The organism is Advenella sp. EE-W14 (assembly GCF_012923605.1).
GTDB classification, from domain to species: domain Bacteria; phylum Pseudomonadota; class Gammaproteobacteria; order Burkholderiales; family Burkholderiaceae_B; genus Advenella; species Advenella alkanexedens.
Genome location: NZ_JAAVNG010000008.1, coordinates 355,127 through 368,789 on the forward strand (window position 1 = coordinate 355,127; position 13,663 = coordinate 368,789).

The 13,663-nt window shown below is 47.9% G+C and carries 14 protein-coding genes and 1 pseudogene; 12 read left to right on the top strand and 3 right to left on the bottom strand.

The features are described from left to right. The first annotated feature begins 17 nt into the window (after positions 1–17). The 10 genes from HCX92_RS07250 (at position 18) to styA (ending at position 8,595) form a co-directional block, all read left to right on the top strand. Positions 18–686, top strand: coding sequence for a CoxG family protein (locus HCX92_RS07250; RefSeq protein WP_169294254.1), 669 nt, complete (start codon positions 18–20; stop codon positions 684–686). A gap of 40 nt (positions 687–726) precedes the next feature. Beyond that, entirely contained in the window at positions 727–1,221 is a 495-nt protein-coding gene (locus HCX92_RS07255; RefSeq protein WP_169294255.1) for a (2Fe-2S)-binding protein, read from the top strand. Positions 1,222–1,223: 2 nt separating this feature from the next. After that, positions 1,224–2,027, top strand: coding sequence for a xanthine dehydrogenase family protein subunit M (locus HCX92_RS07260; protein ID WP_169294256.1), 804 nt, complete (start codon positions 1,224–1,226; stop codon positions 2,025–2,027). 72 nt (positions 2,028–2,099) lie between these two features. Beyond that, the gene (locus HCX92_RS07265) at positions 2,100–2,960 is read left to right on the top strand and encodes a fumarylacetoacetate hydrolase family protein (protein WP_169294257.1); all 861 of its coding nucleotides are present in this window, start codon (positions 2,100–2,102) and stop codon (positions 2,958–2,960) included. A 36-nt stretch (positions 2,961–2,996) separates the two neighbouring features. Further along, positions 2,997–3,782 carry a ribonuclease activity regulator RraA gene (locus HCX92_RS07270; protein ID WP_211182303.1) on the top strand — a complete coding sequence of 262 codons (786 nt, stop codon included), beginning with the start codon at positions 2,997–2,999 and terminating at the stop codon, positions 3,780–3,782. Continuing rightward, on the top strand, positions 3,775–4,200 hold the full coding sequence (locus HCX92_RS07275) for a cupin domain-containing protein (protein ID WP_169294258.1): 426 nt from the start codon (positions 3,775–3,777) through the stop codon (positions 4,198–4,200). The genes HCX92_RS07270 and HCX92_RS07275 overlap by 8 nt, the downstream gene beginning before the upstream one ends. Before the next feature lie 144 nt (positions 4,201–4,344). Next, positions 4,345–5,457, top strand: a complete 1,113-nt coding sequence (locus HCX92_RS07280; RefSeq protein ID WP_169294259.1) for a porin — start codon at positions 4,345–4,347, stop codon at positions 5,455–5,457. 78 nt (positions 5,458–5,535) lie between these two features. Then, positions 5,536–6,543, top strand: coding sequence for an XdhC family protein (locus HCX92_RS07285; protein WP_169294260.1), 1,008 nt, complete (start codon positions 5,536–5,538; stop codon positions 6,541–6,543). 14 nt (positions 6,544–6,557) lie between these two features. Next, on the top strand, positions 6,558–7,157 hold the full coding sequence (locus tag HCX92_RS07290; protein WP_169294261.1) for an NTP transferase domain-containing protein: 600 nt from the start codon (positions 6,558–6,560) through the stop codon (positions 7,155–7,157). Between the two features lie 211 nt (positions 7,158–7,368). Continuing rightward, positions 7,369–8,595 carry a styrene monooxygenase subunit StyA gene (gene styA / locus HCX92_RS07295; RefSeq protein WP_169294262.1) on the top strand — a complete coding sequence of 409 codons (1,227 nt, stop codon included), beginning with the start codon at positions 7,369–7,371 and terminating at the stop codon, positions 8,593–8,595. A 133-nt stretch (positions 8,596–8,728) separates the two neighbouring features. On the opposite strand, the gene HCX92_RS07300 is transcribed toward styA, so the two are convergent. Next, positions 8,729–9,829 (bottom strand): formylglycine-generating enzyme family protein, encoded by a 1,101-nt coding sequence (locus HCX92_RS07300; protein WP_169294263.1) that lies wholly within the window; start codon positions 9,827–9,829, stop codon positions 8,729–8,731. A gap of 25 nt (positions 9,830–9,854) precedes the next feature. After that, on the bottom strand, positions 9,855–11,576 hold the full coding sequence (locus HCX92_RS07305; RefSeq protein ID WP_169294264.1) for an arylsulfatase: 1,722 nt from the start codon (positions 11,574–11,576) through the stop codon (positions 9,855–9,857). A 336-nt stretch (positions 11,577–11,912) separates the two neighbouring features. Here HCX92_RS07305 and HCX92_RS07310 point away from each other — a divergent pair, with 336 nt between their 5' ends. Next, on the top strand, positions 11,913–12,530 hold the full coding sequence (locus tag HCX92_RS07310; RefSeq protein WP_169294265.1) for a hemolysin III family protein: 618 nt from the start codon (positions 11,913–11,915) through the stop codon (positions 12,528–12,530). Positions 12,531–12,767: 237 nt separating this feature from the next. Here HCX92_RS07310 and HCX92_RS07315 read toward each other — a convergent pair whose 3' ends face one another. Continuing rightward, a complete protein-coding gene (locus HCX92_RS07315; protein ID WP_169294266.1) occupies positions 12,768–13,058 on the bottom strand; it encodes a hypothetical protein in 291 nt (96 codons plus the stop codon). A 193-nt stretch (positions 13,059–13,251) separates the two neighbouring features. Between HCX92_RS07315 and HCX92_RS15045 the strand changes: the two are divergent. Beyond that, a pseudogene (locus tag HCX92_RS15045) lies at positions 13,252–13,504 on the top strand (transposase); the annotation flags it as partial. Positions 13,505–13,663: the final 159 nt, after the last annotated feature.

Consider the following 13,663-nt stretch of genomic DNA (forward strand, 5'->3'; position numbering starts at 1 on the left):
TTTTGTGAGACAAAAACATGATTTTAAATGGTGAACAGCAGCTTCCCGTGTCTCGGGAAAAGGTGTGGTCTGCCCTGATGAATCCGGAGGTGCTTCGGTTGTCAATCCCTGGTTGTGAGTCAGTGACTGAGGTGGAGACAGGCGTTTATGCGGTTAGGGTGGTTATTGAAATTGGTCCGGTAAAGGCCCGTTTTAATGGAAAACTTAGACAACTTGATATGAAAGCACCTGAAACCTATACCCTGGCATTTGAGGGAGATGGGGGCGTCGCCGGATTTGCCAAAGGCAGTGCGGTTGTCACGCTGGAAGAGGCGGCCAATCAGGGGACTTTGCTGAAATATGAAGCCAAGGCAGAAATAGGCGGGCGTCTTGCACAGATCGGTTCACGCCTGATTGATGCGACCTCGGCCAAATTGACCAAACAGTTTTTTGAGCGTTTCAGCCAACAATTGCTGGGTCCAGCGCCTGCGGTGGCAGAACCTGCCAAGGTGGCAGCACCGGCAATGGGAACTGCTGTTGCAGCGGCTGGTTCGGCGGTTGCTGCGACACCGGCTTTTGTACCTGCTCCGGTGTATGCGCAAGCGACACCATCCAAATCGGGTGTATCCATTCAAATGCCGGCATGGACCTGGGCTTTCACCGTTTTAGTAATTGCTTTACTGGCTGCTTATCTGGGCTCCAGATAAGGGTGTTTCAGGTCAGGATTTTTACCGAGGTATTCAAAATATGTCAAAAACTACAGTCGCCATTATGGTTAATGGTATTGAGCAGAAACACGAGGTTGAACCCCGTACGCTTTTGGTTCATTTTCTGCGTGAAAATTGTGGCCTGAAAGGGTCTCATGTGGGTTGCGACACGACACAGTGCGGTTGTTGCACTGTGCATTTGGATGGCCGAAGTGTCAAGTCCTGTACCACGCTTGCCGTTATGGCAGATGGAAAAGAAGTGATCACGATTGAAGGGGTGGGAACTCCGGAAAACCTGCATCCGCTGCAGGCCGCCTTTCAGGAACACCATGCCTTACAGTGTGGTTACTGTACACCGGGAATGGTCATGCAGGGGCTGGATATCCTGAATCGTGGCTGTGCTGACAACGAGGCGGTCATTCGTCATGAGCTGGAGGGTAATCTGTGCCGTTGCACCGGTTACCAGGGGATTGTGGATGCCATTCATTCTTGTGCCAGGAAGTGTCAGGGTAGCGTATCGGCAGGGAACGTATAACTATGTATAACTTTGATTATGTGCGTGCGAAAAGTGTTCAGGAAGTCAATGAGCTTTTCAGTAAAAATCCTGAAGCCCGCTTCATTTCCGGGGGTATGACGCTGTTGCCAACCCTGAAACAAAGACTGGCCAATCCGGCATTGCTGATTGACTTACAGGATCTGCCTGAAATGCGTGGCATTACCGTTGATGAAAAGATGGTGTCGGTGGGGGCCATGACCCGGCATGCTGACGTGGCGGCTCACAAGGAAATTGCACAGGCCATTCCGGCCCTGGCATTTTTGGCCAGCGGCATTGCAGATCCTCAGGTTAGAAATATGGGCACGATTGGTGGCTCCATTTCCAATAATGACCCTTCCGCCGATTACCCGGGGGCCGTGTTGGGTTTGGGCGCCAAGGTAATTACCAATAAACGCACGATTGATGCGGATGATTTTTTTACCGGATTGTTCAGCACGGCGCTTGAGAAAGGCGAGTTCGTGATGCGTGTGAATTTTCCACGTGTGCTGAAAGCAGGTTACTGCAAAATGCCCAATCCGGCGTCGGGTTATGTGATGGCGGGATGTTTTGTTTCGCAAACTATGGATAAAAAAATTCGTGTTGCGATTAATGGGGCCGGTCCCTGTGTCTTTCGCCAGCGTGAATTTGAAAAATTGCTTGAATCTGATTTCAGTGTGAACGCAATAAATGCATGTGTTCAGTCCGCAGAGGGTCTGAACGCAGACATGCATGCTTCGGCTGCCTATCGGGCACAACTGGTTGTTTATGCCTTGAAACGGGCCATTGAATTTGCCCAATCGCATTAATTAATGCCGTCGGTATAAATTAAGTTAATTTTTTTAGGCTTTATTAAAGAAATAAGGATAAGTGGAGTAGTCATGAAATTAATGTCTTTTGTAAGTCAGAATCGCTCAACTTTCGGGTTGGTGGAGGGCGAGTATGTTTATGATTTGGGGCGTCGTCTGGGTAATGCTTGCCCGGATCTTCTGTCTGCCATTAAAGGTGGCTGGCTGAACCGTCTGGAAGCGCTGGTGGAAAACTCACAACCTGACTTTCATGTTGACGACGTGGTATTTTTACCGGTTATTCCGAATGCACCGCGTATTTTTTGTGCCGGCCTGAATTATCTTGCTCATCGTGTCGAGGGCAATCGTCCGGATACCGAGGTGCCCGTTATTTTCCTGCGCTTGAATGAATCCCAGGTGGGTCATAATCGCCCCTTGGTTTGTCCTGCAGAGTCGGATCAGTTTGACTTTGAAGGTGAGATTGCGATCGTGATTGGCAAGGGTGGTCGTCGTATTCCCGAAGATCAGGCCTTTGAACATGTTGCCGGTTACTCTTGCTATAACGATGGCAGCGTACGTGATTGGCAATTGGCTACCAATCAATGGACACCTGGCAAGAACTTCGATGCAACCGGAGGTTTTGGCCCCTGGCTGGTGACAACGGATGAGCTGTCTACCGATCGCGTCTTAAGCCTGGTTACCCGTTTGAATGGCGAGGAAATGCAAAGAACCACGACAGACATGCTGACGTTTTCCATTCCTACCCTGATCAGTTTTATTTCCACCTTTACCGCTTTGGAACCCGGTGACGTGATTGTAACCGGTACGCCCGGAGGTGTCGGTTTGCGTCGCAATCCCCAAGTCTGGATGAAAGAGGGCGATGTGGTTGAAGTGGAAGTTGAAGGTGTGGGTATTTTGAGAAATACCATTGTTAAAGAAACTCTGCGTAAATAGCATATGACAGGTTCTATTACGAATTTAGGAGCATATATGATGTCAAAAAACCTGGCAGAGAATACCGTAAAAAGCCAAAATGAATTTGCTCAAATCTCTGAGGAAACCCGTGCAGCCTTGATGAAAAGCAGTACGGCCAATTTGTCCAATGCCTTACTGAAGCGCGGTTTTCGCAATACATTGATGTTGGGTATCAATCCGCTCTCACCCGGGCAGCCCAAAATGATCGGGCCCGCCTTTACATTACGGTTTATTCCGTCACGTGAAGACATCGACACGATGGATGCTTATTCCCGCGATGACAATAAACATCGGGGGGTAATGGAAATCTGCCCGAAAGGCTCGGTGTTGGTTATTGATGCGTTTGGCAACACGCGCGCCTCGTCAATGGGTGACATGATGGCTTTGCGCCTGAAGACACGGGGTGTGGAAGGGGTGGTGACCGATGGCGGATTTCGTGACGTTCCGGCCTTCATTAAAATTGGATTGCCCGCGTTCCAGCAAAGAAGCGCAGCGCCTGCAACACCGTTAAGCATGCATCCGCTTGAGTGGAATGTGCCAATTGGTTGTGCCGGTGTCTGTGTTTATCCGGGTGACATTATCGTTGGTGACGGGGATGGAGTTGTGGTGATTCCCCGTTATCTGGTTGATGAGGTGGCCCATGAAGCAGCCGAGGCTGAAATGTACGAAGAGTTTGTTGCCTGGCACCTGGAGCGTGGCCGTTCATTGATTGGCTTGTTCCCTGCCAATGTTGCCAGTAAGGAAGAATATAACCGCTGGGTAAAAGAAGGGCGTCCGGCATTGGAGTTTTACTATGCATGAGCAAAATAAAGTACTTTGTGAAACCTTGGAGGTTTTGTTGAATACCCGGGACCTGGATCCTGAACAGTGGATTGATTATCCCGAGTATGGTTTCCGGCAGTATTTCTTATGGAAAAATCCAGACACCGGGGCCAGCATTGCCTTGCTGGAGTTCCAGAAAGACGGTCGTATTCCCGTTAAACATACGCATGCCTCGAATCAGTTCATGTATTGCCTTGAGGGTGATTATGAATATGTTGACGTTGGCTTGAGATTGAAGCCCGGTTCATTCTATATGAATCCAGTTGGGCATCCGCATGGTCCAACTATTGCACACGAACGTAGTGTGCTGATCGAAATTTATGATGGTCCTCACTATCATGAAAAACCTGTCTTTCATACTGATGAAACGATAGGTGATTTTCTTGCCAAGTCTTAATTAAAGACATTTAAGCAAACGAAGTAAAAAAATACCGTGTAAAACGGAGGGCTTTCTATTGCCTTCTGTTTTGCACAAAATCATTCAAGTGATTGATTTTATTCAAATTAAAAATATTATTATTTATTAAAAAAGGAAGATGGCATGGAGAAGAAGTTGGTGGCAGCAGGCTTGGCCTGTTGCCTGGCAGGTGGCATTGCACACGCAGAGCCGGAAAAAAAAGATAGTGTGCAAATTTATGGTTTGCTGGATATAGGTGTATCGTATATTTCAAATCAGGGAGATGACCGGCGTTTTAGGACGGATTCAGGTATTTACACACCTTCATTTATTGGATTTAAAGGCAGTGAGCATTTAAGTGATGGCACAAAAGTCATTTTTGATTTGCAAAGCCAGTTTAATATCCATGAAGGCAAAACCATTCCCGGACATGGTCTTTTTGGCCGTACCGCAATTGTAGGTTTGGATAGTGATCGATATGGCCGCCTGACATTAGGTAACCAATTCGATTTCATGTGGGATTCCCTGACCATTTCCAGGAATGCGGCGGGGCCCAGTGCCGGCGGTTTATATACGTTTAGACAAGGTCCTTTTGCAAAGTTGGGTATCCCCTTTAATGCAACAGGAGGGTCTGATTGGGACAGGACAGCCGGAGAACAAGTGCATAATTCTGTCAAGTATAGAACACCAGATTTTGGCGGTTTTACTGCAGGCGCACTATATGGCTTTGGCTCCGGGCCCAATAGGTCGACTAAAGACAGGACGCTCAGTTTTGGCCTGAATTATAAATCGGGGCCTTTTGGAATGGGGGCCGCCTATACGGATGTTAAATATGGAGTGGACGCAACCATGGCACCGGTACAAACCCCCGTGCGGACATGGGGTGTGGGTATGCACTATGAGTTTGAAAAAGTGACGGCGATTGCCTTGTTTACCAAAACCAGTAACCGTTCCAATAATGCTTCCGTTTATGCGGCCGAAATTGGCGGAAAATGGCAAATTGATCCCAAATGGGCATTAGGTGCCAGCTATAACTATATGAAAGGCAATGCACAACTGAATAAAAATCATGCGCATCAAATTAACTCGACGTTGTCGTATTCTTTGTCAAAACGCACGCTGGTTTATGTGCAGCAGATTTACCAAAGAACCAACAAGGATGCCAGAGCCAGCATCAATGGTTTATTTGGACCTGACGATGCTTCCTCCAGCAGAAACCAGTCTATTTCCCGGATTGGTATTCAGACGTTTTTTTGATAGGCGAAAACCCTTTTTCTTATTGAGAGGGCAGGTTTGACTTATCATGTCGTGACTAAATAAACATAAGGAGGACTCATGGAAAATCTTGATGTAATGGTTTTGCGTACCTTGCTTGAGTGGCGTCAACGGGACCAGAAAGCGGTCTTGGTGACGGTTGTCAGGACATGGGGTTCTTCACCTCGCCCAATCGGTTCTATCATGGCACTGTCAGAAAGTGGTGCCACCGTCGGTTCTGTCTCGGGAGGCTGTCTGGAAGATGACCTTATTCTCCGTTTTGGATCATCTTCAGGCATTCAGGATGGTCCTCCCGAGCTGATCAAATATGGGGTAACCGCCGACGAGGCACACCAGTTCGGATTGCCTTGTGGCGGAACCATCGAGCTTTTTCTGGAGTTTAACACCGATGTGAAAGCTTTGGCCGAGTTGGTGGCGGAACTGGATGCCGGAAACCTGATGAATCGGGTTGTCCGGCAGGAGGACGGTAACGTTGTGTTGTCGCGTGCACCGGCACCCACACCCTTGCGGCTTGAAGGCGGTTTTTTGTCAAGCTGTTTCGGTCCTGAATATCGTATGCTGATTATCGGTGGAGGGCAATTATCCGAGTATTTGGCCACCATGGCTTTGTTTTGCGGTTTTGATGTCACGGTGTGTGACCCACGTCTTAATGCAGATAAACAATGGTCCATACCACGGGCCAAGTTAACCACTCTGATGCCTGATGACGCCGTGGATGCGTTCAGGCCAGATGCCCGTACCTGCATTGTTGCGCTAACGCATGATCCGAAACTGGATGATCTGGCCTTATTGCAGGCTTTGGAAACAGATGCTTTTTATGTGGGTGCTATCGGGTCACGTAAAAACAGTCGTGCCCGAAAAGAAAGAATGATCAGGCATTTTGACCAGACCGAGGCATCACTGGCACGTTTGCGCGGACCAATTGGCGTCTATATTGGCAGCAAGACACCATCAGAAATTGCCGTCAGTGTGATGGCCGAAATCCTGGCCGTGAAAAATGCGGTCAATTTGCCACCGTCTTCTGATGTTGCTTATGCCAAAAACATTGATGTTGAAAAAGTATTTTAGCCCGGGGCAGACATATGGAGAAACCTCAAAAAATAGCGGCCATTATTCTGGCTGGCGGTAAATCCATTCGTTTTGGCACAGATAAACGTCTGTTTGATGTGAATGGTGTGCCTATGTTTCTTCATACGGCAAAAAAAATCCAGCGTATTCTGGGCTCTGATGTCTGGGTGGTGCTTAGCAACCATTCCCGGCAACATATCGACTGCTTAAAGCGGGAAGGCATCTCTTTTCTGGAAATGCCGTTTTCGTCCTCTGGCATGGGTGACTCGCTTTCCTATGCGGTCTCCCATCTTGAACAATATGCCGGCTGGCTCATCAGTCCGGCAGATTTGCCACTTATCCAGGTATCAACCCTGCACAGTATGGTGGCTTCTGCGACTCATGCAAAATTGGCGGCCCCTTATTATCAGGGGCAACAGGGACATCCTGTCTGGTTTGCCAAGACGTTTTTTAACGATCTTGTCAGTTTGGGAGGCGACAGGGGCGCCAGGAAGATCCTGCAGGACAATACCAATGACCTAACCCGGGTTCCTGTTGATGATCAGGGGTGCGTGATGGATTTTGATACACCTGAGTCGATTGAGAAAAACAGGAAACATTTATTTCTGTCTTGAACTTTCAGTCTTGATTTTAAAAAAAACAATATAACTTTAAAGTAATGTGGTGTGCTATTTTATTTCATTTGAATATTTTATGGTATCAATTTAAGATGAAATGGTGATGTGTGTTTTATTTGTAAGATATTGATTCAAATATATTTTTCATATAAAAAATCGCTTTTTTCCATTATAAGAATTTAATTGATATTTAAAGGAGTTTATTCAGATGAATAAAAAAATTGCCATTGTGGGTGCGGGTGTCGGTGGGCTTCATCTTGGTTTATATCTGCGTCAACATGATGTGAACGTCACCATTTATACCGATCGTAAACCGGAAGAATATGCCGGTTTGCGATTGCTTAATACAGTCACCCATCATGCAATTACCGTTGCACGTGAAAAGGAGCTGGGCGTGAACCATTGGTGCGACGAAACATATGGCTATCCAGGCCAGACCTATTATTTTGGTGGGGAAAAACCTTTGCATTTTCGTGGTGATTTGGGTTCTCCCAGCCGGGCGGTTGACTACAGAATTTATTTGCCCCAGCTAATGAATGATTTCCTTGAACGAGGAGGCAAGATTCAATACAAAGACATTCAGGCGGCAGACCTGGCCGGATTGGCCAAAAGCGTGGATCTGGTGGTGGTGTGCGTGGGTAAGGGAACATTAAGGGATGTGTTTGCACGCAATGAAAAACTCAGTCCGCATTCAGCGCCTCAACGCATAATTTGTGCCGGTATTTATACAGGGATTGCCGATGAGGAACACCGTAACGTGACCTTGTCCAACTCTCCTGGAAATGGTGAGATTATTGATTTGCCTACCGTGACCTTCCAGGGCGCGGGTCATGCATTGCTAACCCTGAACATACCTGGCGGTGACACAGAGGAATGGGCGCATTTGAATTATGATGAAAACCCCCGTCGTTTCCTTGATGCCATGTTGAAAAAGCTGGAGAAGTATCACCCAACCATTAGCGCACGCATTGATCCGGCCAAGTTCGATCTGGCTAATGGTTCCCGTGATTTATTGCAAGGGGGAGTTATACCCGTGGTTCGTGAAGGCTATATTGGCCTTGGTGATGATAAATTTGCCATTGCGCTGGGCGATGCGCATGCCACGGTGGATCCCTTGATGGGGCAGGGGGCCAATATGGCTTCTTATAGTGCCTTCGTGTTGGGTGAGGAAATTGTCAAGCAGTCGGTCATTGACGAGCGTTTCTGCCAGATCGTGGATGATAAACGCAGGGATCGCGTTGAGTGTGCCACCCATTGGACCAATTTGTTCCTGAAACCGCCCCGCCAGGAAACCATGCAGGCGGTTGCGCAAATGAGTGAGAACCGGGACATGTGTGATGAATTCACCAAAGCCTTCAATCGTCCCGAAGAGCAATGGAACCGTTTTGCAACTGGTGCCCGTACGCAACGATGGATCAATTCCTGGATGAATTAACAGCTCAAATCCAGGCATGAAAAATAAACCTGTTTTAATTAACAGGTCAGATTACTGATAAACCCCCTGTTTTTTGAGTAGCGGGGTTTATTTTTTATTGTCCATTTTATTTCATCCGGAAAATGGACAAGGTTTAATCTTTTGTCAGTTTTTCCCATTCCTCCATGCTCATGGCCAGCCTGAACCCCACGTTGGCCGAGCTGCTGTACGGGTCTTGTCCCTGTCTTGCGCTAACACGGTATCCTTCGCAATATGTTTCACTGCATAAAAAGGAACCGCCACGGATAACCCGGGTGGGCGCATCCGGCCTGACCCTGCTTGGGTCCAAGGAAGCCTCTGGTCCTTGGGGATTATGATTTGACGGGTTTTTGGCCTGTATCACAAAGGAATCGGGACGATACCAGTCGGCGACCCATTGCCAGGCATTGCCGGCCATGTCATACAGCTTGTAATCGTTGGCCTCAAAACTTTTAACGGGCAATGTGCCTGGTAAAACCTTGGCTGACTGCACAGGAAAGGCTGAACTGGCTTCATCCCAGGTGTGGGCCATTGCCTTATTGTCAGGCTTGAGGATATCTCCCCAGGCATATGTGGCCTGATCCAGTCCGCCTCGGGCGGCATATTCCCATTCCGCCTCTGTCGGTAATCGTTTTTTGGCCCATTTGGCATAGTTGATGGCATCTTCATACGAAACCTGTACAACAGGATGGTTTCCCTTGTCTTTGATATTTGAACCCGGTCCGTTGGGTTGCCGCCAGTTTGCACCAGGGGCATATCGCCACCATTGAGAGTAATCAGCCAGTGATACCGGTTTTTCGGTTGAAATAAAAACCAGGCCTCCGGGAACTAAAACGGAATCATTCGGACGAGGGGTGCCTTCAGGCAATTGGACGCTGATGGTTTCCCAGTCCGGTTTTTTTTCTGCCGTCGTGATGTAACCCGTTTCGGCAACAAACTTCTCAAAATCATCATTGGTGACATGATGCTGGTCTATCCAGAATCCATCCAGGGATACCAGATGGGCAGGACGTTCATTGGGTTGTGACTTGTCACTGTCACTGCCCATCAGAAACTGTCCACTGTCAATCCAAACCATTCCACGAGGACCATTCACTCCATCTCCGATTTGCACGTGTTTGGGCGTAGCCTGAGCCGTTTGACAGAAATGACTGCCTGCACTGATCAGCAAGGTTAGGACAAGCATGGATGTGCCGGGTAAATATTTTCGTTTCATGACGGGTATCCCTGATGATTACTGTTTAGTCTTTAATGATGATTTGTGTTGGCAGGCCTTTTCTCCAATCAAAATAATTGAAAAGACCTTGGGCCAGGAACTCGGAATCCCAGTTAAGAACGTTATGTTCTTTGGCCCAAACCTCATACTTTTTCACCATTTCCTCAACAATTTCAGGATGCTGACTGGCCAGGTCACGGGTTTCCGTGCGGTCATTATCCATATCAAAAAGTTGCCAGCGCTCTTCACCAAAAGGTTTGGGCAACCAGCTTAACTTCCATTTGCCCATACGATAAACCTTATTGTTGAACAGCTCTTCGCCACGCTCAAAGTTGTCAGGTCGGGCAGAGTCGGCTTTTCCTTGCAGGACATTGGCAAAGGACACCCCTTTTAATGGGGCCAGCGGGATGCCATTACGTGTTTCGCTACGCTCGGCGTTGGCCAGTTCCAGAATGGTGGGGTAAATATCTTCAACGCCCAGAAAAGCGTCATTAATGGAGCCGGGCTTGCTGACGGCAGGGCCTTTGACAATCATGGGTGATAATGTGCCGCCTTCGGTCATGAAGAATTTGAACAGCTTGAACGGTGCCGAGCTGGCTGCTGCCCATCCAGGCCCTACGCCGGCATAGGATTTGGGGGCACCGAGGTTTTCGTAAGACGTATCAAACTCCTGTGCAATCCATTTTCCGTCCGCATTGCCTGGATAGAAATCCATGTAGGAAGGAGAGGGGCCATTATCATGGAAATAAAAGATCATTGTGCTGTCATAGGCTCCTGATTTTTTCAGTTCGGCAACCACTTTGCCAATATTCATATCAATATTGTCAACCATGGCGGCATACACTTCCATCAGACGTTCTTGATATTTCTTTTCATCGGGGCTGAGCTCATCCCAGCGTTTTTGCATCGGGGCAGCCGGAGACATCACGCTGGTTTTGGGTACAATTCCCAGACGCTTCATGTTCTCAAACAGTTCTTCACGGTGCTTTTCATAACCGGCACTGAATTTTCCTTCATACTTTTTGATGAAATCGGCAGGCGCATGCAAGGGGTCGTGAGCGGCCTGGAAAGAAAGGAAACCGAAGAATGGCTTATCCAGCTTCTCGGCTTCCTGTATGTAAGAAATGAATTTATTGGTGTAAAGATCGGATGAGTACTCGCCGGTATCCCTGGGAATGATTTTGCCGTTTTCGGAGAATTTGTTTTTAGGATGAATGGCAACCAGACTGGAGTCATCCCAGTGGCTTCCACCAGCACTAATCAGGATATAGGATTTATCAAACCCCCTTGCTTCAGGCAGCTGTTCCGGTTTGGCGCCCAAGTGCCATTTGCCGGTGATGAAAGTGAAGTAACCATTTTCCTTCAGGGCTTCGGCAATCGTATTGGTTTTTTCGTTCAGGGAGCCAATATAGCTTCCGGGATAGTTGTCCATTTCAGGGGTGCGGTATTCACCCATGGCACCCATTCCCGCCAAGTGGTTATCAACCCCGGTCATTAACTGGGCGCGTGTGGGTGAGCAGGTTGGATGCACGTGATAATTGGTAAAACGCATCCCTTCGGCCGCCAGTTTATTCAGTTCGGGCGTTTGAATAACGGTTTGACCAAAGGGTTCTATATCATTGAAACCGATATCATCGCCAAGAATGACAATGATGTTGGGTGGTTTGGGCTGGTCAGTTTGGGCAACCGCAATCTGGGCCAGCGATAATGAGGCTATGGCCGTAAACAAGAGTTTCTTGATTGACATTGTAGTGATGTCTCCTTTCAAACAGATATTTTTGATATTTTTTGTACGTACTAAAATTTTTATACGTGATAACAGAATAATTTATATCTTAAGCTTCAATTAAAATGACAAATGCTTCTTACTGAAGTATGCTGATCTTAGTAAGAATCATTCTTTTGTGTCAATTGAAAAAGAAGTAATAAAACTATGCCTTTTTGGTTATGGGCTTAGTAGCAAATTGGAAATAAATTTTATGCGTTTATTTGTTCTCGAGCGGGGGAAAGGTAACGGGTATGGTGTATAACTTAATAAAAATTGGCGGTACCACAGAATGTTGGATGAAAAAGGAACAGGCGAATGTATTACGGTGAACGGTTTAACAGTATTTCCCACCTGGCAGGGGCAGGGCTGGCGGTAGTAGGTGCAGTATTGCTTATTGTGCTTGGCGCACAGGCAGGCGATCCCTGGAAGATTGTCGGTTTCAGCATTTATGGGGCCATGCTGCTTTTTTTATACCTGGCGTCCACGCTTTATCACAGCCTGCGCGGCAGGGCCAAGCGGATCTGGTGCAAGTTTGACCATTGTTCCATTTATCTTTTGATTGCCGGCAGCTATACGCCCTTTGCCCTGGTCAGCCTGCGGGGTGCCTGGGGATGGACGTTGTTTGGAGTGGTATGGGGGCTGGCCGTGCTGGGCATTGTCCAGGAAATCTGGCTGGCGCGCGGCAAACGGGTGTTTTCAATGCTGCTTTACGTGTTAATGGGTTGGCTGGCAATTATCGCGCTATTCCCGCTAATGGAGGCATTGGGCCGGGACGGCTTTTTATGGCTGCTGGCCGGTGGTGTGGCTTATACGGCGGGTATTTTATTCTATGCCAACGACAGTCGCTGGCGTCATGCGCATGGTATTTGGCATTTGTTTGTGCTGGCGGGCAGCGGTATTCATTATGTTACCATGTTGCGGTATGTGGCCTGAATTTGTTCGTATTTGAATGGGGTAGTGAATGGCGTGATGCGGCCCCAGGGTGCCAGGGCTATGTTCGGTGAACCTCGTTCCCATGCTCCTGCGTGGGAATGCATATCAGTACCGATATCCAGTTCAAACATTGACCAAAGTGTATGCTGTTCCCACGCGGGAGCATGGAAACAAGTAACGAGTAAGAGCCTTCTACCTTTGTGAGGTGGGAGGCTCTACAGGATAAAGCTATTCGGGTTACCGTATGGCCAAACCAGAAGGTCTAATCAATTGCTGGAATTCAGGTGCGGTTACTGCTTTATTAACTAATTGTTGTACTGCCGGGGCAAATGCTTCTGCTACATCGCGGCATGCGTAATCGGCAAAGAAGCTGGCACTAAATGGATATTTGATATTTGCATCATATCCTTCGGGTAGTGAATTAGAAGCTAGGTGCATACCAATAGCCCAATTGGCGGCACCAGCTGAGCTAAATCCTAATTCGGTAATTTGTGCCTTAATGCGGTTTTTTGACTCGGGCGCATACAAACCGCTTGAATATAATTCGGATTTTAAGGCTTCTTCAATATATTGGGGGGCTGTTTTACCCGGGGCAGGGTTTACAGGACCAGCTGCCCTGCAGGTTAAATTGGGGCTAAGGTCTTCTTTCGTAAACTTACCCTAAAAAGGCACAAGCCAAAACCAGAGATTTCTGCCATTATCATCTTTGATGGAGGAAATCATGAAGCGATCTAAATTTACAGAAACTCAGATTGTGGCTATTTTGAAATTGGCTGAGCAAGGCATGAAAGTGACCGATATTTGTCGCGAGCATGGCATCAGCAACGCGACTTATTACCAGTGGAAAAGCAAGTACGGTGGTTTGGAGGCGTCGGATTTGAAACGATTGCGGGACATCGAGGTGGAAAATGCCCGTCTAAAGAAAATGTACGCAGAATTGGCTTTGGAGAACGCAGCGATCAAAGATTTGCTGGGAAAGCTCTGACGCCGGAGCGACGACGTGAAGCGGCCTTGCACTTGGTTCAGCGGGGCTCGCTGTCCATTGCCAAGGCGTGTCGTCTGACACGCCTGTCTCGTCGCAGTTGGTACCGGCCTGACCCCAGTCAGCATCGTCTTGAACGTGATCAACCTAT